The 19,150-nt window shown below is 58.4% G+C and carries 17 protein-coding genes; 12 read left to right on the top strand and 5 right to left on the bottom strand.

Translation table 11 applies throughout. The features are described from left to right. Positions 1–15: 15 nt before the first annotated feature. Positions 16–723, bottom strand: a complete 708-nt coding sequence (locus A2I95_RS17225) for an isochorismatase family protein (protein ID WP_291731429.1) — start codon at positions 721–723, stop codon at positions 16–18. Between the two features lie 206 nt (positions 724–929). On the opposite strand from A2I95_RS17225, the gene A2I95_RS17220 reads away from it, so the two are divergent. After that, entirely contained in the window at positions 930–1,856 is a 927-nt protein-coding gene (locus A2I95_RS17220; RefSeq protein ID WP_291731427.1) for a LysR substrate-binding domain-containing protein, read from the top strand. A gap of 186 nt (positions 1,857–2,042) precedes the next feature. On the opposite strand, the gene A2I95_RS17215 is transcribed toward A2I95_RS17220, so the two are convergent. Both A2I95_RS17215 and A2I95_RS17210 read right to left on the bottom strand, forming a co-directional pair. Beyond that, a complete protein-coding gene (locus A2I95_RS17215) occupies positions 2,043–3,152 on the bottom strand; it encodes a CaiB/BaiF CoA-transferase family protein (protein WP_291731425.1) in 1,110 nt (369 codons plus the stop codon). Between the two features lie 42 nt (positions 3,153–3,194). Then, entirely contained in the window at positions 3,195–3,776 is a 582-nt protein-coding gene (locus A2I95_RS17210; RefSeq protein WP_291731423.1) for a cupin domain-containing protein, read from the bottom strand. A 135-nt stretch (positions 3,777–3,911) separates the two neighbouring features. Here A2I95_RS17210 and gabT point away from each other — a divergent pair, with 135 nt between their 5' ends. From gabT to A2I95_RS17195, 3 genes are all read left to right on the top strand, one after another. Continuing rightward, positions 3,912–5,216 (top strand): 4-aminobutyrate--2-oxoglutarate transaminase, encoded by a 1,305-nt coding sequence (gene gabT, locus A2I95_RS17205; protein WP_291731421.1) that lies wholly within the window; start codon positions 3,912–3,914, stop codon positions 5,214–5,216. A gap of 250 nt (positions 5,217–5,466) precedes the next feature. Beyond that, on the top strand, positions 5,467–6,897 hold the full coding sequence (locus A2I95_RS17200) for an aldehyde dehydrogenase family protein (RefSeq protein ID WP_291731419.1): 1,431 nt from the start codon (positions 5,467–5,469) through the stop codon (positions 6,895–6,897). 4 nt (positions 6,898–6,901) lie between these two features. Beyond that, on the top strand, positions 6,902–7,777 hold the full coding sequence (locus A2I95_RS17195) for a 3-hydroxybutyryl-CoA dehydrogenase (RefSeq protein WP_291731418.1): 876 nt from the start codon (positions 6,902–6,904) through the stop codon (positions 7,775–7,777). Positions 7,778–7,904: 127 nt separating this feature from the next. Here A2I95_RS17195 and A2I95_RS17190 read toward each other — a convergent pair whose 3' ends face one another. Beyond that, positions 7,905–8,855 (bottom strand): AraC family transcriptional regulator, encoded by a 951-nt coding sequence (locus A2I95_RS17190; RefSeq protein ID WP_291731416.1) that lies wholly within the window; start codon positions 8,853–8,855, stop codon positions 7,905–7,907. Between the two features lie 273 nt (positions 8,856–9,128). Here A2I95_RS17190 and A2I95_RS17185 point away from each other — a divergent pair, with 273 nt between their 5' ends. From A2I95_RS17185 to A2I95_RS17150, 8 genes are all read left to right on the top strand, one after another. Further along, the gene (locus tag A2I95_RS17185) at positions 9,129–10,880 is read left to right on the top strand and encodes a hydantoinase B/oxoprolinase family protein (protein ID WP_291731414.1); all 1,752 of its coding nucleotides are present in this window, start codon (positions 9,129–9,131) and stop codon (positions 10,878–10,880) included. A 26-nt stretch (positions 10,881–10,906) separates the two neighbouring features. Then, complete coding sequence (locus A2I95_RS17180; protein ID WP_291731412.1) at positions 10,907–13,033, top strand: hydantoinase/oxoprolinase family protein; 2,127 nt, start codon at positions 10,907–10,909, stop codon at positions 13,031–13,033. Between the two features lie 3 nt (positions 13,034–13,036). After that, positions 13,037–13,786, top strand: a complete 750-nt coding sequence (locus A2I95_RS17175) for an ABC transporter ATP-binding protein (protein ID WP_291731411.1) — start codon at positions 13,037–13,039, stop codon at positions 13,784–13,786. Further along, a complete protein-coding gene (locus A2I95_RS17170; protein ID WP_291731409.1) occupies positions 13,786–14,532 on the top strand; it encodes an ABC transporter ATP-binding protein in 747 nt (248 codons plus the stop codon). The genes A2I95_RS17175 and A2I95_RS17170 overlap by 1 nt, the downstream gene beginning before the upstream one ends. Then, entirely contained in the window at positions 14,529–15,443 is a 915-nt protein-coding gene (locus tag A2I95_RS17165; RefSeq protein WP_291731407.1) for a branched-chain amino acid ABC transporter permease, read from the top strand. The genes A2I95_RS17170 and A2I95_RS17165 overlap by 4 nt, the downstream gene beginning before the upstream one ends. A 3-nt stretch (positions 15,444–15,446) precedes the next feature. Next, positions 15,447–16,505, top strand: a complete 1,059-nt coding sequence (locus A2I95_RS17160; RefSeq protein WP_291731405.1) for a branched-chain amino acid ABC transporter permease — start codon at positions 15,447–15,449, stop codon at positions 16,503–16,505. 52 nt (positions 16,506–16,557) lie between these two features. Next, the gene (locus A2I95_RS17155; RefSeq protein WP_291731403.1) at positions 16,558–17,688 is read left to right on the top strand and encodes an ABC transporter substrate-binding protein; all 1,131 of its coding nucleotides are present in this window, start codon (positions 16,558–16,560) and stop codon (positions 17,686–17,688) included. Between the two features lie 187 nt (positions 17,689–17,875). Then, a complete protein-coding gene (locus tag A2I95_RS17150; RefSeq protein ID WP_291731401.1) occupies positions 17,876–18,163 on the top strand; it encodes a hypothetical protein in 288 nt (95 codons plus the stop codon). 67 nt (positions 18,164–18,230) lie between these two features. Here the strand turns inward: A2I95_RS17150 and A2I95_RS17145 are convergent. After that, positions 18,231–19,150, bottom strand: a 920-nt coding sequence (locus tag A2I95_RS17145; RefSeq protein WP_291731398.1) for an IS3 family transposase, incomplete at its 5' end; no start/stop codon positions are given.

The following is a 19,150-nucleotide window of genomic DNA, read 5'->3' as shown; positions in this document are numbered from 1 at the left end:
AAATCTTTTCAGCGCTTAACGGTTGTTGACGGTGTTGAGATAATCGACACAGGTATCGACGGTCTCGACGTCGCCAAACTTCGCGTCGATGTCGAACAGGTTCCAGGCGACGGCACCCGGAACCCGGTCGCCGATTGCCTCTTTCACTGCAATCGTGCGGAAGCCGTCGGCAATACCGTCGCAGATTGTCTGGCGCACGCAGGCGCAAGCGGTCACGCCGGTCACCAGGATGGTGTCAACGCCGTTGGCGCGCAGAATGCCGGCCAGTTCGGTGCCGTGGAACGAGCTCGCCCGTTTTTTCAGCAGCGTATATTCGCCCTCGACCGGAGCAATCCGGCTGTCGATTGCCCAGAGGTCCTTGTCAGCCAAATCCACCACATCAACCGGAATTTTGTCGTGCCACAGCCCCATGTCAGTGAACGGCGCCTTCCGATCGGTGATCTCATAGGCGGTAGTGACATGGATGACCGGATGCCCGTTGGCCCTGCAGGCTTCCATCAGGCGCTGCATGCCGGGAATGATCTCGTTGTCCATCTTCTCCTGGTCGCAAGTGAATGGGTTTCCGGGGCGGGTCCAGGCATTTGCCAGGTCGACACTGACAAGGGCCGGTTTCTTGCCAAAGCCCACACGGCGCTGGAAGCCACGCTCTTTGTACAGTGCGGATGCAGCATCGAATGCCTCGTGCAGCATCTTATCCAGTGCTGCGTGATCAACATTACTCATTTTGTTGTCCTTCGATTTGGTAAGTCGCTATGTCTGCCTCAGTCAGCCCTTGCTGCATTGGCATCTTGATCGCGGGTTAGAGTTCCCATCTACAAAATCGGACACACACAGTTCATAAACAATCGCCGTATCGGCCACTATTGTTGTTGGTTTTGCATTAATCAAAAGCCTCGTGCTATTGCTCGGAAAATGAAGGGAATTTCTGAATGCCAATGACCCACACACCTCAGACGCGCGACTTGGAAGCCTTCAATGCAGTCGCAGTCGAACTCAGCTTCAGGCGTGCAGCGGAACGCCTCTCGATAGACCAAAGCGCGCTCAGCCGACGCATCCGGCAGCTGGAAGAGCAGCTTGGCTATCAACTCATCCGGCGCACAACGCGCGAAGTTTCACTGACGGCCGCGGGTGAGGTCTTTTACGAACGGACCAGGCTTATCTCCTCTGAAATTTCTGCGGCCGTGCAAGCCGGGCGCATCGCAGCGGAGGGCAAGAAAGGGTTTTTGCGCGTCGGATACATGTCCTTCGCAGCGCTTGATCTCATGCCTGGGGTGGTGCGGGAATTTACCCGCCGCTACCCAGACATAGAACTGGAGCTGAAGTATATTCGCACTCAGGGGCAGAAAATTGAGCTGTCCCGAAACAACATCGATGTTGGCTTTATGCTTGGCCCATTCAAGCACCCCCAGTTCGAAACCCGAAAAGTCGCAAGCGAAAGACTCGTCGCGCTGTTGCCAGTAGACCATCGCTTGTCGACCCGGCCAACGGTCACACTCACTGAAATAGCTCAGTATCCCATGGTCTTGGGGAGCATGGCTGAATGGGATTTTTTCCGGCTGTTTATCGACGATGTGTTCTTGAGAAGCGGCAATTCCATCGATGTCAAATACGAAGCGTCAAATGCGCTGGGGATCCTTGGCCTCGTCGGCAGCAGCCTTGGAGTTTCTGTCTATGCGCAGGGGATAACGAGGTTTCAGCCAAGAACGATTATGACAAAACCAATCTCGGATTGCGAAGCCGAGATATCCACTCTTCTGGTTTGGAACCGAGCCTACAAATCGCCTGCACTCATGAATTTCATCGCTGTCGCGGAAGAGTTTGTCAAAAGGCAATGCGGAGAAGCTCGGCAAGCTTGAACGCGAGGTACTGATGCCCCCCAGTGCAAAACAATGGGGGAGGTTACTTCTCGGTGAATACGCCCAGCAAAATCTCAGGGGGCATCAGCACGCTACAGCAAGTCAGGCCACCTCTTCCCTTCACTGCGTGGATTGTTTGGCACAGTACTCGGCGGGAAGTCTCCACCAACAGTGTCCGCCTCTCACTTAGTTATCCTTGGGTAGCGTCGGCGCGGTTCGATCCAAAGTCAATTCTGCATCTGAAAATTTCCAAGGCCCCCGCACACCTTTCACCCCCTCGGGCTCAATCACCAGACCGCGCGCTCGGATCTGAGGGTCGTCGAACGCCTGCCCGATCGAGTTGATTGGCCCAGCGGGCACGGTTGCCTCCTCAAGTGCCGCAAGAAGGTCTGCCGAAGCCCATCGCTTAAGCGACCGCTCTAGTTCATGTGTAAGTGTCTTTCGGTTCGTGACGCGCAGCCCGTTGCTGGCATAGTCCGATGCTGCCAGCAGGTCGGGCCGGTCAATCACATCGCAGAGGCGTTCGAATTGCCCGTTATTGCCTACGGCCAAAATAATATGGCCATCTGCTGTTGGCAGGACTTGGTAAGGTGAGATGTTGGGGTGATCATTACCTTGGCGCATCGGGCTTTCACCGGTGGCGAGGAAATTCATCGCCTGGTTCGCCAGCATCGCCGTTGCGCAATCCAGCAGCGACATGTCCAAATGCTGCCCTTTGCCGGTACGGTGCCGTTGCTCCACAGCAGCCAGGATTCCGATCGCACCATACAGTCCGGTTACCACATCCGTTACCGCGACACCGACCTTCTGCGGCTGCTGGCCTGGCTCACCGGTGATCGACATGAGCCCGGAAAGGCCCTGGATTAAAAAGTCGTACCCCGCTCGCTTGGCATAGGGGCCATCCTGGCCGAAACCCGTTACCGAGCAATAGATGAGACGTGGGTTCGAGTCTTTTAGACTGTCGTAGTCGAGGCCGTATTTTGCCAGACCGCCAACCTTGAAATTCTCGATCAGGATATCCGCATCACGGATCAACTCCAGTACTGTTTTCCGACCTTCCTCGGTGCGGAAATCGGCGGTAACGCAGGACTTTCCGCGATTGGCGGAATAGTAGTAGGCAGCAGTCCTGTCGCCGTTCCGCTCGATGAAAGGCGGCCCCCAGCTTCGGGTGTCATCACCGCTCTCCGCTTCGACCTTGATTACCTCAGCACCGAGATCGGCAAGCGCCTGGCCAATCCAGGGGCCGGCCAGGATGCGAGCCAGTTCGACAACTTTCAAACCGTTAAGAGGTGACATGAAGGCTTCCTTTTGGGGCGGACGAGATGAGGCCCGCGTTGTTTACAGGTAGGGTGGAGTGCAGGCCGAAATGACTTCGGCCGGACGGTCGGAGATATTGCGGAACCGGTGCGGTTCGCGGCTGTTGAACAAATAGGCGTCGCCAGCCTTGAGAACGCGGGTATCGTCGCCGACCGTGACCTCGAGCTCACCCGAAATGACGATCCCGCCTTCGTGGGCTTCGTGCTCAATCATGGAGCCGCCCGTGTCCGCGCCGGCTTCGTACCGCTCGTGCAGAATCTGAAGGCCGTGCGCTTTGGCGTCGCCCACTTGCTTTATGGCAATCTTTTGGCGGGCCAGCTCATCACTCTGGTAAAGCAGGCTTGTTAGATCGCGCATCTCAGACGGCGTGAAGAAGGGCTGCTGTTTACTCGCAACTTCTGGCTCAAAAAACTCTGACATGCTCATTCCAAATCCGCCCAATATTTTGCGCAAAGAGGCGACAGAAGGGCTGCTCTTATTCGTTTCAATCATGGAGATTTGACCGTGCGGCACTCCGGCGGCATCCGCGAGCTGCCTTTGAGACATGCCGAACTGCCCCCTCAAGGCCTTTAACCGCCCGCCAACATCAAATTCGTCATTCATCTCTGCGTCTCCATCGTCTTCCTTGGTGCAGAATATGCGAATCCCATGATGCTGCGCAATTTAACACTATCATTGATCAAAATATTGAGCAATAAAAAGTGGAGAATCGAAGCAATCCAAGAGGAAGGTTCGCAGATGAGCGCCACTCAAGACCTCAAGACCCGCCGACAGTCTGCCATTGCGAAGGGTGTGGCGACGCGGGGTATTTATGCTGCCCGGGCCGAGAATGCAGAACTGTGGGATGTTGATGGCAAGCGGTTCATCGACTTTGCGGCGGGCATCGCCGTGAACAATACCGGTCATCGTCATCCGCGGGTGATGGCGGCAGTTGCCCAGCAATCAGAGGCCTTCACGCATACCTGCTTCCACGTCGCGCCTTATGAAAGCTATCTCGCGCTGGCCGAGCGCCTGAACGCTGCCACCCCCGGCGATTTTGCCAAAAAGACGATGCTGGTCACCACTGGCGCCGAGGCGGTTGAGAATGCCGTTAAGATGGCGCGTGCCTACACCGGCCGCTCTGGCGTGATCGCTTTTTCCGGGGCCTTCCACGGTCGAACCCTGATGGGCATGGCATTGTGCGGGAAGGTGAACCCCTACAAGAAAGCATTTGGCGCGATGCCGCCCGAAGTCCTGCACGTGCCTTTCCCGAACGAATTTCACGGTGTCACTGTTCGGGACAGCCTGGCCGTTCTGGAAAACCTGCTTCGATCTTCAATTGATCCCCAGCGCGTTGCGGCGATGATCATCGAGCCGGTGCAAGGCGAAGGTGGCTTCAACATTGCCCAGCCTGAATTTCTGCGAGCCTTGCGTGCCATCTGTGATGAACACGGCATTGTCCTGATCGCGGACGAGGTGCAGGCCGGGATCGCACGGACAGGCAAACTGTTTGCCTTTGAGCATGCTGGCGTGGCCGCCGATCTGGTGACCATGGCCAAAGGCCTGGCTGGCGGGTTTCCGCTCTCAGCCGTGACCGGCCGGGCTGAAATCGCCGATGCCGCCCCGGTGGGTGGCATCGGCGGTACCTATGCCGGCAACCCGTTGGCGGTGGCCGCCGCACATGCGGTGCTGGATGTGATCGCAGAGGAGGATCTTTGCGCGCGTGCCACCGAGGTCGGTGATGCTATCAAGGCGCGCCTAATCAGCCTTGCTGCACGTCAGGGCATGGAGGCGATTGGCGATGTGCGGGGCCTGGGTGCAATGATAGCTTTCGAACTTGTGACCGACCGCCAAACGAACAACCCAGACCCGGTCCTGACACAGGCTATCGTGGCCGAAGCCGAGGCGCGCGGGCTGATCATTCTTCCCTGCGGCACCCGCGCAAATACCATCCGTCTTCTTCCGCCGCTGACCACGCCAATGCCGCTGGTTGAGGAAGCCCTGGACATCATTGAAACCTCCATCGAGGCCGCGATCAACGCTGCAGCTGTGGCGGCGGAATGAGGGAGCCTCTGACAAGGCTCAGGGCTTTTGACCGATTTCAGACCCAGCTTGAACACTGTTTGCGGGCAAACGGAAGCTAGGGAGCTTCCATCGCCTGTCAAGGCAAGCAAAGAGTGTAGAACCAGATCCTGGACTGGGCTCCGGCCACGCGCGAGCCTTAGTCCGCTCGGGAATACAATAGCGGTGCCGCGCTCCTGAAGAAAACTGGGATGATCGGCATTCTCAACCTCTCTCACTTACGGACGAAATCATGAAACTGAACCTAATTGCCGGCCGGTGGGTGCCGGGTGAAGAGCAAGCCGCAAACTTCAATCCCGCCGATGTCAGCGACGTGATTGGCCACTTCGCCCGCGCGTCAGAAAGTCAGGTCGACACCGCCGTTCTAGCGGCGCGTGAGGCACTGCCGGGATGGGCGGGAGCGTCACCGCAGGAGCGCGCTGACCTCTTGGAAGCGACGGCTCAGCGGTTGTTGGCGCGCAAGGATGACATCGGCCGCTTGCTGGCCCGCGAAGAAGGCAAAACCCTGGTCGAGGCCGTGGCCGAAACCGCACGCGCCGCCCAGATCTTCCGTTTTTTCGCCGGCGAGGCGATCCGCGCTGGCGGCGACGCAATCGCCTCGGTGCGGCCGGACGTAGATGTGGAAGTGGTGCGGGAACCCGTCGGTGTCGTCGGCCTCATTACCCCTTGGAATTTCCCGATTGCGATCCCTGCCTGGAAGATCGCGCCAGCCCTCGCCTATGGCAACACGGTGGTATTCAAACCTGCCGATCTAACCCCTGCATGCGCCCACGTGCTTGCTGAAATCCTGCACGAAGCGGGGTGTCCTGCCGGGGTATTCAACCTGGTCATGGGGCGCGGTTCGGTTGTCGGCGACGCGATTGCAACCCATGCCGACGTTAATGCGATGTCGTTTACTGGCTCGGTGCCAGTGGGACGGGCGCTGGCCGTGACTGCGGCGCAGACCATGAAGAAGATCCAGCTCGAAATGGGCGGCAAGAACCCAATGGTAGTCATGGACGATGCCAATTTGGATATTGCTGTTTCAGCAGTTCTGAATGGCGCCTTCTTCTCGACAGGGCAGCGCTGTACCGCTTCCAGCCGGATCGTGGTGCAGGCAGGCATTCACGATGCCTTCGTGGAACGGCTGACAGCCAAAATGAAGGCATTGAAGGTCGGCAACCCATTGGCTCAGGAAACCCAAATCGGGCCCGTGGTTTCCGAGCGCCAGCTTATCAACAACTTGTCCTATGTCGACATTGCCGCAACCGAAGGCGCAGAGGTAGTCGGCGGGGAGCGCCTGGATCTCGAAACCGAAGGTTGGTTTCAGGCGCCAGCCCTGTTTCTGAATGCAAACAACGAAATGCGGTCAAGCCGCGATGAGATTTTCGGCCCCTGTGCAAGTGTCATCAAGGTTGCCGATTTCGACGAAGCGCTATCAGTGGCAAATGATACCGAATTTGGCCTTTCCTCGGGCATCTGCACCTCGAGCCTGAAATACGCCCGTGCGTTCAAACGGTACAGCCAGGCAGGCATGGTCATGGTCAACTTGCCGACTGCGGGTGTCGACTACCACGTGCCGTTTGGCGGGCGCAAAGGCTCATCCCATGGCTCGCGTGAGCAAGGACGTTATGCCGCCGAGTTCTACACATCGGTCAAAACCGCCTACAGCTACGCGGGGTAGGGCAATGGAGTTCCGTACTGTTGGCGTGATCGGAGCAGGGCAGATGGGCAACGGAATTGCCCATGTGTTCGCCGCAGCCGGTTACGAGGTTCTGTTGAACGACATCTCGGCTGAGGCGCTGAAGGGGGCGGTGCAGCGCATTTCGGGGAATACGGCAAGACAGGTTTCCAAGGGGCAGATGACAGAAGCTGAGCGTACCAGCACTTTGGCCCGTATTCGAACCACCCAGGATCTGGGTGAGATCGGCGGCACCGATCTCGTGATCGAGGCCGCAACCGAGCGCGAAAATGTCAAGGACCAAATCTTTGCAGGCCTGAAGGACTCGCTGGAAGCGCACACGGTACTGACCACCAATACGTCGTCGCTCTCGATTACGCGGCTTGCGGCCAAGACCGACCGCCCGGAACGGTTCATGGGCTTCCACTTCATGAACCCAGTCCCGCTAATGAAGCTGGTGGAACTGATCCGCGGTATTGCCACGTCCGATGCCACATACCAAGCGCTGCTGGGTGTGGTGGGCACTTTGGGCAAGACCTCCGCTTCGGCTGAGGACTACCCGGCTTTCATAGTCAACCGAGTCCTGATCCCGATGATCAACGAGGCGGCCTATGCGCTTTACGAGGGCGTGGGGAACGTGGCGAGCATCGACTCGGCACTGAAACTTGGTGCAAACCACCCGTTGGGGCCGCTTCAATTGGGCGATTTCATTGGATTGGATACTTGCCTGGCCATCATGAATGTTCTGCACGAAGGGCTGGCGGATACCAAATACCGCCCTTGCCCTCTGCTTGTGAAATATGTCGAGGCCGGTTGGCTGGGCCGCAAAACCGACCGTGGCTTTTATGACTACCGGGGGGACATTCCCGTTCCAACCCGCTGAAGAGCCAGGTCGCGACAGGGCGGACCCGAGTGTCGCCCATCCAGACGCATTTTCAAAGGCTTGGACGCGGAGACATTGCAATCGAACGCTGAAAGCGCATCCATTAAGCGCTGGGTTCACAAGAACATCACGTTGCAATTGATTTGAAATCCGTCGGTGTCATTCCGAATTTGGTTTTGAACAAACGAGAGAACTGGGCTTGATCAGAGAAACCGAAACGATAGGCCACTTCGGCAATGGCTAAGCCGGGCGTTGCTGCCAGCCGGTCCCGTGCTGCGACCAAACGCTGATCACGGATCTGCTGGCTGACAGTGCCGTTCACATCCTTGAAAAGGTCGTGCAGGTAGCGTTTTGAAATGCCGCAGCTTTCGGCAATCAGGTCCGGGGACAGATCGGGGTTCTTCAGATTTGTCCTGATGAATTTCTCGACCCTCGCAATATGTGCTGCCCTTACGGTGGATACCGAGCTTGTACTGGCATCGGAGGCCTCATCTATCATTAGACCCAGCAACTCCAGCAGATGACGCCCCACGGTTTCAGCGGCAGCAACAGCAAGTGATCCAGATTGCAACTGCGCCTGCTCTACCATGGTCGCGAACAGACCGGCGGTGCCTGACGTGGCATCAAACACGCGGGCACAAAACCGATCGGGTTGGCGCACCCTTTCCTCTAGCGCTTTGCGGCCCACCTTCAATACGTACAAGTCATTGGGTTTTTCATACATGAAGCGATAGGGTTCGTCTCCGCGTTCGATAATGAATCCCCCAGGATCACAACGCACATCCCGGCCAAGTTGGCGAAACTCGACCGTGCTGACGCTAGGGAGTGTGATCAAATATTCCTCTTCCCGAGCTTCGCGGATATGAGCTCGCCTGCGTTCATAATTCACCGGGTCCGAGGTCAAGCGCGACAACCCGACATGGCCTAGTGAAGTACGCCTAAGCCGCCCGTCGAAACGGATCGGATCACGGAATTGTAATTCCAGCGGAAAATACGATTCCGCGATCACCGCATTCCATCGGCTGGAGCGGTGTTGCGGCTCTGTTGAGGCCGTCGAGAAGTTCAACTCGGCGGTCATGTTCAAGTCCTCCCCGACTAGAACATATCCCACTCACCCTTCAAACCAAAGAAAATCAGGGGATGTGCGCTGGCGGACAAACGATTCTGCGCTGAGCAGCAAATTCTCCTGCGCGGTAGTGCAAACGCTTCTGCACTGAGCGTCAAGACGAGATGGCGTACCCACGGCATCCTGAAGTCACCAGATCGACGTGCAGGAGGAGCACGCCGGATCGGGATGATCCTACGTACCCGTAAGGCGGCCCCTTTGCACCCATGCAGAGGACCAGATCGAATGGAATCGAGACAAGTTGACCCCATCACGTTGTCAGTGGTGCGCGGAGTTTTGGAAACCACACAGCGCGAAATGACCTTGGCGCTGGAGAAGACCGCGCGCAGCTCGGTGTTCAACCTGGCCCATGACTATTCCACTGCGCTGTTCAACCATACCCCGGAGATGATCCTGCAGGGCCAGGACATCCCAATTCATCTTGGAAGCCTGATTCCGGCGATGAAGGCCGTGGACAGTTTCTTCGGCGGCGACATCCACGAAGGCGACCTGATCCTGCACAACGACCCCGATTATGCCGGGTCGCACATCATCGACACCTGCATGTACTACCCAGTTTTCTACGAAGGTGAGCTGGTTTTCTGGACCGTTTGTAAGGGTCATCTGACCGACATCGGTGGCCCCGTGCCCGCAGGGTACAACCCCGAGGCCAAGGAGATCTTTGCCGAGGGGCTGCGCATTCCACCAATCAAGATCTGGGATAAGGGGGTGCCGCGGCATGACATCATGAACATGCTGCTGACGAATATGCGGGCACGGCGCGACCAGGAGGGGGACTTCAATGCTCTGATCGGCGCCTGCCAGGTGGGGGCACGCAATCTGGTCGCCTTGATGGACAAATACGGCAAGGACACGGTGCAGGCCTGCATCGAAGAGTTGCTGACCATGGCCAACAAGCACATGAACGGCTTGATTGCAGAGGTGCCCGATGGGACATACTCCGGCACGGCCGTTCTTGAAGATGCTGGGCACGGTTTCGGGGACTTCGACATCACCGCGACAGTGACCATCAACGGCGAAAGCTGTCATATCGAAATCGCCAGCCCGCCGCAGATCCCTTACTTCATCAACTCCTACGAGGGGAACTCCTACTCCGGCGTTTATCTCGGCCTGATGATGTTTGCGCAGCTGCCGCCGCCCTACAACGAAGGTCTCTATCGCAACGTGACGGTGGACATGGGTCCCAAAGGCACGCTGTGCAACGCCAAGCCGCCGGCGCCTCACATGAACTGCACAACCACACCCATGGAAACGCTGACCGATGCGGTGCGGCTCGCCTTTGAACAGGCCGCGCCAGATAAGGTTTCGGCCAGTTGGGGCCACGCAAACGGATGCAACATTGCTGGCTGGGACAGCCGCCATGATGAGGAATACGTCACCATGGTGCTGGCTTCGATCATTTCGGGAGCTGGGGCGACGGCTAGCCAGGATGGCTGGCACGCCTGCGGACCGGAATGCTGCTTCGGCGCGTTGACCTCGGGCGATATCGAGATGCTGGAGCACAGTTATCCGATCATTATCCACGAATACGGGCTGATGACCGACTCGGGCGGGGCGGGCAAGTTCCGCGGAGGTTCGGGCACTCGTTGGGCTGTCGAGCCACTCGATGAGGAGATGACGCTGGTCACCTTCGGCGAAGGCCGCCGCATTCCGGCCATGGGGGCTGGCGGCGCGAAATCCATCATGATCGACAAGAAGGTCGGCAGACTGGAAGTCACCCGGAATGGCGAGACCCAGATCATCACCGACAACGTGATCGAGACCATCAAACCGGGCGAGATTGCGGCCAACCTCAACCCCGGCGGCGGTGGCTTCGGCAATCCGTTCGAGCGCGACCCGCTGAAGGTCGTCGAGGATGTCAGGAACGGTCTCGTTTCCATCGAAGGCGCAAGGCTCGACTACGGCGTGATCATCGCTGATGCCGAAACCCTTGCCATTGACGAAGCCGCCACAGCCGAAGCGCGCTCCGCTGCCTGAGCCCAAAAACCCGAAAGGTTAACAACATGCGTACCCAATATCGCCTGGGCATTGATGCCGGCGGCACCTTCACCGACTTCATTCTCGCCGACAAGGAAGGCAGCACTCAAATCTTCAAGGTGCTGTCCACCCCGACCGAGCCGACCAAGGCTATCAAGAACGGGTTGGCGCTGATCACCGAGGAAACCGGCCTGACCGCAGAAGAAATCGTGTCCAATTCGGATCTCTGCATCAACGGGACGACCGTGGGCCTGAACGCGCTGATCACCCACACCGGCGCCAAGACCGGCCTGATCGCCACCAGAGGCCACGAGGACTCGATCGAGATCCGCCTTGGTCACAAGGAAGACGGCCATCGCTATGATCCCGACTACCCGCCCGCCACCATGCTGGTGCCGCGCCATCTGCGCAAAGGGGTCAGCGAGCGGGTGATCTCGGACGGCTCGGTCAAGACACCTCTCAACGAAGAGGACGTCCGCGCGGCGTGCCGGTACTTCATTGCCGAGAACGTCGAGTCGGTGGCGATCAGTTTTGTCTGGTCGGTGCTGCACCCCGAGCACGAAAACCGCGCCGCCGAGATCGTCCGTGAGATGATGCCCGGTGTGCGGCTGACCATCGGCTCGCAGCTCTACCCGCAGGTGCGCGAGTACACCCGCACCTCCACCGCCATCGTGAACGCCTATCTGGCGCCGATCCTGCAACGCTATGTCGAAGCCATCGACGCATATTTCCGCGAGCTCGGCAGCCAGCACCCGGTCCGCTACTTCCAGTCGAACGGTGGCCTGGCGTTGGGCAAGGTGGTCAGCGATCAGTCGGTCTACGCCATCAACTCGGGCCCTGCCTCGGCGCCGCAGGCGGCGCTGGACGTGGCCGAGCCTTGGGGGGACAGGAACATCATCACCTGTGACATGGGCGGCACCTCGTTTGACATCACCCTGACCAAGGACGGCCAGGCCAATGTCAATAAGAACATCGATTTTCTCCGCTACCGCATCGGCATCCCGATGATCCAGGTGGAAACCCTGGGGGCCGGCGGCGGCTCGATCGGCTGGATCGACTCGATGGGGTTGATGCAGATGGGTCCGCAATCGGCAGGTTCCGAGCCCGGCCCAGCCTGTTACGGGCAGGGCGGCGAGAATCCCACCACCACCGACGCCAACCTCACATTGGGCTATCTGAATGCCGACGGCCTGGTCGGCGGCCGACTGCCGTTGGACCTGGAAAAGGCCCGCAGCGCCATCAAGGGCAAGCTTGCCGATCCGCTGGGCATCTCGGTTGAGAAAGCCGCCTACGGCATGTTCACTATCGTCAACAACAATATGGTGAATGCGATCCGCCGCGTCTCGGTGGAGCGCGGTTATGACCCGCGGGACTTCGTGCTGATGGGCGCCGGCGGTGCCACCGGCGCGCATATCACCTCGCTGGCCCGCGAGATGGGTATTTCCAAGGTGCTGATCTCCAAGCTGGCCTCGGGTCTTTGCGCCTATGGCCAGATCATCTCGGACGTCAAATACAACTACATGGCACCGGCGCCGGTCCGGCTGGAAGGGGTTGAGGCGGCCGCGAAGCTCGACAGCCTGTTCAAGTCGTTGGAAGCGCGCGGCAAGGATGACCTGAGCCAGGACGGCTTCCCGGAAGAGCGCATCTCAATCCGCCGCTCCCTGGATATGCGCTATGTCGGGCAGGTGCATGAATGCACCGTCGAGATCGATCCGTTCGATGTCACCGAGGCCACCTTGGACGACATCAAGGCCGCATTCCATACCCGCCACAAGGAACTTTATACTTATGACGAGCCGCACAGCGCCGTCGAGGTGGTGAATGTCGAAAGCACCATTGCGGGCCATGTCGACAAGCCCAAGCGGATGACCATCGCCGCCGGCAAGGGCGCTCATGAAACCCTGAAGGGTACTCGCCCGATGGTGTTCAGTGCTGACGGCATTGCCCAGGACACGCCAGTCTATGACGGATCGGCGATGGGCGCGGGCGACACGCTGCATGGGCCGGCGGTGATTGAGGAGGTCACAACCACAATCGTGGTCGAACCCGGATGGACGGTCAGCCTGCATGAAACCGGGGTATATGTGCTGACCGCCGATGCAGCAGCGCAAGACCGCCAGATCGATCAGCTTAAAGAACTGGCCGAGGTCTGACCCATGGTGCGGCGGAAGAATACGGTTTCCTCCCTGGCGGCGTCCGGTGTGACGGTGGCCTTCGGCGGGTTCAAGGCCCTCACTGATGTCACATTGTCGATCACCTCGGGTGCCGTCCATGGGCTGATAGGGCCGAACGGGGCAGGCAAAACCACAATGGTCAACACGCTGACCGGCTTTCAGGCCCCGACCGCTGGCACCGTCAGCCTTGCGGGCAAGGATGTCAGTAGGCTGCCGCCGCATAAGCTGCGCCGCGAGGGAGTGGCGCGGACGTTCCAGGCCGGACGGTTGTTCACCGGCCTGGATGTTTTCGACAATCTGGCAGTGACCGGGGTTGGTCTTGGTCACTCCCGCTCATCCTCGGAAGCGGAAGCACTGCGGCTGCTCGACTGGATGGGCGTTGCTCACCTAGCCGAGCGCCCGGCGGCGAGCCTGCCTTACACCGATGAGCGGCGCGTCGGCATTGCCCGGGCGCTGATGTTTGCCCCTGAATTTCTGCTGCTGGATGAGCCGGCGGCTGGAATGTCGGAGGCCGAGGCCACTGATCTTGCTTCACTGATCCGGCGCATAGCCAAGGAGCTAGGCACTGGGGTTCTGCTGATCGAGCACAATGTCGGGTTGGTTCTGTCGGTATCGCACCATGTCTATGTGCTGGATGCCGGTCAGATCATCGAAGAGGGCGACGTTGATGTAATCCTCGCAAGCCAGGCCGTGCGGGACGCCTATCTCGGTGCAGATCAGGAGGCCGCGTGATGTCAAAGCTTGGAGTATTCGACGTCTCGGTGAACTATGGCAATGTGCCTGCACTAAACAATGTCACTCTGCACATCGATGAGGGTGAGCGGGCTTTCATCTCAGGCCCCAACGGAGCCGGAAAATCCTCACTTCTGGGTGCGATCAGTGGTGCCGTGACGACCAGCCACGGCCGGATCGAGATGGATGGTGACCTGCTGACCGGACGCCCTCCTGAAGCGATTGCGCGGCTTGGGTTGTCAATGGTGCCCGAAGGACGCGAGATTTTCGGCAGCCTGACTGTGGAGGAAAATCTGCGGATCGGGACTGGGTTGCGCCGGGACCGAACAGCGCTGGATGGCGACTTCGAAGACGTTTATCAGAATTTTCCGATACTCGGCGAACGCCGCCATTCCAATGCAGGTGCATTGTCTGGTGGGCAGCAGCAAATGCTGGCGATTGGCCGGGCGCTGATGACCAACCCGAAACTGATGATGGTTGACGAGCCCTCGCTGGGGTTAGCGCCAAAAATTGTCGATCAGGTTTATGACACGCTTCTTCAGTTGCAAGAAGAGCGGGGGCTGACACTGTTGATCGTCGAACAAAGCTCGACCCGCGCCGCGCGGGTCGGCGGCCGCATGATCCTGCTTCGCGGCGGGTCGGTAGTTGGTGACGGCGATGCTGCTGCCTTCGCGGAAAAAGACCTTCTCAGCGAAGCGTATTTCGGTCGGCCTAGCCAACTCCCCCAAAATGAGGCAGCACAATGAACACGATTGCACAGCTATTCTTTGATGCAGCTTCATTGGGCGGCGTTTATGCCATGGCCGCTCTCGGCATTGCGTTGATTTTCGGGGTGATGAACCTCGTGAACTTTGCCCATGGCGAGTATATCGCTTTCTGCGTCTTTGCTCTGATTGTGCCGTCTACAGAGGCTGTGGCTGTTATGTTCCTGGGGAAAGCCCCAGCCTTCCTGCTGATCCCCGTTCTTCTGGGGCTGGGGGCCGGGGCCGCAGTGGCAAGCGAATATGCTGTGTTCCGCCACATGCGCAATGCGACCCCCGTAGCGATGATGATCTCCTCCTTTGCGCTGGGGTTCGTAATCCAAAATGCTTTGCTGGCGGTTTATGGCGGACGGCCAAAGGCAATCAGCCTGTGGCCCGACCTGAACACGCCGGTCGCGCTGGCTGGGGCGGAAGTCCCGCTTTTGCAGGTGATCGTTATTCTGACGACACTGGCGGTGGTCTCGGGCCTGGCGCTTCTTTTGAAGAAAACCCGGCTCGGGCTGGAAATGCGCGCCGCGGCAGAGAACTTCAACATGGCGCGCCTGCTTGGCGTGCGGGCTAACGTTGTGATCACCGGTGCCTTTGCGCTTTCCGGCGCGCTGGCTGCTGCTGTCGCTCTCATCATGGCCACGCAAACCGGCGTCGCCGATGTGCGCATGGGCGGGCAGATCATGCTGGTCGCCTTTATCGCCACGGTAATCGGCGGGCTGGGATCCCTGCCCGGAGCTGTAACCGCGGGCTTCCTGATCGGGGCGGTGTCGGTTGTCCTGCAAGCATTCCTCCCCCTCGAAGTTCGTCCTTTCCGCGACGCCTTTCTCTACACGCTGGTCATCGTCTGCCTGCTTTTGCGGCCGCAGGGGCTGTTCGTGCCCAGCTCCGCCAAACCAAGGATCTAATCTATGATGGCTAAGCACGCAAAAAACCGGCTTCTGGCCTATTCGACACCGTTTGTACTGATCGGAATACTCCTACTGTTTGCAGGCCTTGTCACCCTGACCGCCGATAAATCGTTGGCACGCATGGCTGCCGAGACGTTGATCCGGGTGGTTCTGGTGGTCAGCCTGTGGATATTCGTCGGCAATTCGGGTGTGGTCAGCTTTGGTCATGCCGGCTACATGGCAATCGGTGCCTACTGCTCGGCTTGGCTGACACTGAAGCCGCAGACGAAAGCGCTGTTCCTGCCTGATCTGTGGCCCTGGCTCGCGCAGGCCGAATGGCCAGTCTTCCCGGCCGCTGTTGCTTCCGGCTTACTGGCGGCGCTGGTGGCGCTGATCTCAGGCTCGGCAATTCTGCGGCTTACAGGCATTGCAGCTTCGATCGCCACCTTTGCATTCCTCGCCATCGTTAACACGGTCTACTCCAATTGGGAGGGAGTGACCGGCGCGACCTCATCTGTGGTTGGTCTGCCCCGGTATGTAGGCATGTGGACGGCGCTTTGCTGGGCGGGCGCAGCGATCATCGCAGCCAATCTATATGCGAACTCAGCCAGCGGTCTGGCATTGCGCGCGACCCGTGAAGATGAGGTCTCAGCCAGCGCTTCCGGTATCAACATGTACCTCCATCGCCTTATATCCCTGGTGATCAGCGGCTTCTTCACCGGTGTGTCAGGCGCGCTCTTGGGCCACTCTATCGGTGTGCTGAACCCCGATAGCTTCTATCTCGGCATCACTTTCATTTCACTAGCGATGCTGGTGGTTGGCGGGATTGGCAGCCTGTCGGGTGCGGTGATTGGCGTGCTCAGTCTCTCGCTATTGATCGAGGCGCTGGTCCGCTTGGAGCGGGGTGTCACCATCGGTACTGCAGATTTCGCTCTGCCAAGCGGTGCCCAGGAAATTCTCATCGGCGCAGTGATGGTACTGGTTCTGGCTCTGCGTCCTGCCGGGCTTCTGGCTGGTAAGGAGTTACGCCTTCCGCTTGCCGGACTGCCCGTTCCCGCCAAACAAAAACCAACCAACTGAGGAGACGCTTCCAATGAAACACACGCTATTTGCATCGGCACTGACACTGGCCATGACTGCGCCCGTCCTTGCCGACGATATCACGGTCGGCTTTGCCATCGCAAAGTCCGGTTGGATGGAGGCGTACGACACTCCCGCTGCCACCGCCGCCAAAATCCGCATCGAGGAAATCAATGCGAATGGCGGTTTGCTGGGCAAGCAAATCAAATGGGTCGAGGCTGACACTAAGACTGACCGGGCACAATCAGCCAAGGCAGGCCTTCAGGTCCTGGACGAAGGTGCCGACATGATGGTCGTGAGCTGCGATTATGATTTTGGGGCCCCCGCGGCGCTGGCAGCCGAAGCCGAGGGTAAGAACTCGTTCTTCCTATGTGCTGAAGACGTCAAGGCCGGCATTCAGGGGGTCGGTCCAAACAGCTTTTCGGGCTCGGTCCTGGCGGCGGTTCAAGGCGCGACAATGGCTGAATGGGCGAAATCCGTGCGCGAGGCCCAAACCGGATATGTGCTTCTGGACACCACTATTGAATACAATAAGGGTATCTGCTCCGGATTCGACTGGATGTTCCCCAAAGCGGGCGGTGAGATTGTCGGGCGCGACACATTCAAGAATAGTGACGCCTCTATCGCAAGTCAGATCAGCCGTATCAAAGCGCTGCCGGAACAGCCCGACGTGATCATGCTGTGCTCCTACATTCCAGGTGCGGCGGCCGCCGTGCGCCAGTTGCGGGCAGCGGGTGTTAATTCGCTGATCCTGAACGGTTCAGCGGTAGACGGTTCTTACTGGTTGGACGCCGTGCCGGATCTGTCAGGCTTCGTTCTGCCAGTGCAAGGCTCTATATATGGTGATGACCCGCGCAACGATGTAGAGAATTTCAACAAAGCGTATGAAGCCGCGACTGGTGCGCGCCCGGCCAGCCAATACGCATATCCGGGCTACATCCTGATCGACCTTTGGGCCAAGGCAGTCGAGCGTGCAGGCTCAGTTGAAGGCACTGCCGTCACTGCAGAACTGGAAAAGATGAAAGGTGAAACTACCGCATTTGGCCCACGCAGTTTCAGCGATAAGCTGCATCACCAGAACAGAGCGACAATGCAGATCATTGAAGTTTCGAATGCCACCCCAAGCGTCGTGGGAGAATGGACGATCAGCGAACCTGTGCCGCTGGGGGTCTTGCTGAAGTAGATCATACCTCCAACTAAAACAGGCCCGCTCTGTGATTACGGAGCGGGCATTTTTCTTGAGATGTGGCTGAAGCTTGGCCTACCGCGAAAGTGATCTAAATGCCTTGTTTCCTGGCGCCTTTATCAATTCGCACCTTACACCGCCTGTGGCACTTGATATCCAAGTGAAATGAACCAATGCCTTTCCCTTGGGCATGACCGCCGAAGGCATTGCTGAGGTCATGGAGGCTCGCCTGACCATGACCGTCTTCAAGGACCAGACGCTCGAAGAAGCCATCGAAATTATGGAGGCTGCGACGGAGTCCAATCCGAGCTTGCGGGAACTCCATGATCGACACCTGAGCGAGGCTATGAAGCGCCGCGCGATTGAATCCGGCTTCTTCCCGGATTGCCGAATGGCCGAAGATACCATTTGCAGGCTGCCCGTCGTAGGTCCGCTTCTCTCCGCAATTTCGATTCTAGCCCGATTTGTGTGAATTTGTGGTTTCAGATTTGCTGCGGATTGGAGTTCGTCCCGATTTCCGGACAGTTTGACTATTGACCCTATGCTGCGCTTTTCCAAGCCATGTCTTCATATGCTTGCGCGGGTGTTTTGTAGCCGACGGCTGAATGACGCCTCTGTCGATTGTAGAAGACCTCAATGTACTCGAAGATCGCCGACTCTGCCTGGGCGCGCGTTTTGAAGCGCTCCCGGTGAACCAGTTCCTTTTTCAGTGAAGCGAAGAAACTTTCCATTGGAGCGTTATCCAGGCATTCGCCGGTTCGGCTCATTGATTGGATGATCTTCGCGGACCCGAGCAGCGCACGGTATTCGCTGCCAGCGTATTGCACGCCGCGATCCGAATGGTGAATGAGCCCAGGCACCGGACCACGCCGCCCCAGGGCCATGTTCAAGGCATCACAGCAGAGTTTGGATCGCAGATGATCGTCCATTGCCCAGCCGACGATTTCACGTGTTGCCATGTCTTTGATGGCGGCGACGTAGAGCCATCCTTCGTCCGTATCGACGTAGGTAATGTCGGCCAGCCAAACCCGGTTTGGAACGGAACAATCGAACTGTTGCTCCAACAAATTCGGCGATGGTTTCAAAGAGTGATTGCTGTCAGTCGTGCGCGGCTTCCGGCGCTTGCGTAGACGCGGTGAGATACTGTTTTCTTTCATTATTCTGGCGACGCGACGCTCCGAGACTGCCTCGCCATCGGCCTTCAGATCCTGGTGGACCCGCTTTGACCCATATCGTTTTTTGCTTTGAGAAAACGCCGCTATTATCTTTGGCAGCAACTCGGCGTCCCGGTCGGTACGCAGCTTTTGCCGCTGATCTCGGGCTGGTTGCGATTGAGTAAAACCATAAAACCAACTGCGGCCGATCCCCAGAATGCGACAGAGCAGGGAAATGGGATAAAGAGCCTTATGGGCAGCGACAAATGCATGTTTCGCAGTCATGTCTTCGCTGCCCTTGAGGC

The organism is Leisingera sp. F5 (assembly GCF_001593695.1).
The sequence above is the reverse complement of the archived record's forward strand: the minus strand, read 5'-3'. Positions and strand labels throughout refer to the sequence as shown.

Excerpts from the sequence above, each read along its gene's own strand:
- A2I95_RS17180 (WP_291731412.1), top strand. The coding sequence starts at position 10,907 with ATGCGTACCCAATATCGCCTGGGCATTGATGCCGGCGGCACCTTCACC.
- A2I95_RS17165 (WP_291731407.1), top strand. The coding sequence starts at position 14,529 with ATGAACACGATTGCACAGCTATTCTTTGATGCAGCTTCATTGGGCGGC.
- A2I95_RS17175 (WP_291731411.1), top strand. The coding sequence starts at position 13,037 with ATGGTGCGGCGGAAGAATACGGTTTCCTCCCTGGCGGCGTCCGGTGTG.
- A2I95_RS17200 (WP_291731419.1), top strand. The coding sequence starts at position 5,467 with ATGAAACTGAACCTAATTGCCGGCCGGTGGGTGCCGGGTGAAGAGCAA.
- A2I95_RS17160 (WP_291731405.1), top strand. The coding sequence starts at position 15,447 with ATGATGGCTAAGCACGCAAAAAACCGGCTTCTGGCCTATTCGACACCG.
- A2I95_RS17215 (WP_291731425.1), bottom strand. The coding sequence starts at position 3,152 with ATGTCACCTCTTAACGGTTTGAAAGTTGTCGAACTGGCTCGCATCCTG.
- A2I95_RS17195 (WP_291731418.1), top strand. The coding sequence starts at position 6,902 with ATGGAGTTCCGTACTGTTGGCGTGATCGGAGCAGGGCAGATGGGCAAC.
- A2I95_RS17185 (WP_291731414.1), top strand. The coding sequence starts at position 9,129 with ATGGAATCGAGACAAGTTGACCCCATCACGTTGTCAGTGGTGCGCGGA.
- A2I95_RS17155 (WP_291731403.1), top strand. The coding sequence starts at position 16,558 with ATGACTGCGCCCGTCCTTGCCGACGATATCACGGTCGGCTTTGCCATC.
- A2I95_RS17190 (WP_291731416.1), bottom strand. The coding sequence starts at position 8,855 with ATGACCGCCGAGTTGAACTTCTCGACGGCCTCAACAGAGCCGCAACAC.
- gabT (WP_291731421.1), top strand. The coding sequence starts at position 3,912 with ATGAGCGCCACTCAAGACCTCAAGACCCGCCGACAGTCTGCCATTGCG.
- A2I95_RS17210 (WP_291731423.1), bottom strand. The coding sequence starts at position 3,776 with ATGAATGACGAATTTGATGTTGGCGGGCGGTTAAAGGCCTTGAGGGGG.
- A2I95_RS17220 (WP_291731427.1), top strand. The coding sequence starts at position 930 with ATGCCAATGACCCACACACCTCAGACGCGCGACTTGGAAGCCTTCAAT.
- A2I95_RS17170 (WP_291731409.1), top strand. The coding sequence starts at position 13,786 with ATGTCAAAGCTTGGAGTATTCGACGTCTCGGTGAACTATGGCAATGTG.
- A2I95_RS17225 (WP_291731429.1), bottom strand. The coding sequence starts at position 723 with ATGAGTAATGTTGATCACGCAGCACTGGATAAGATGCTGCACGAGGCA.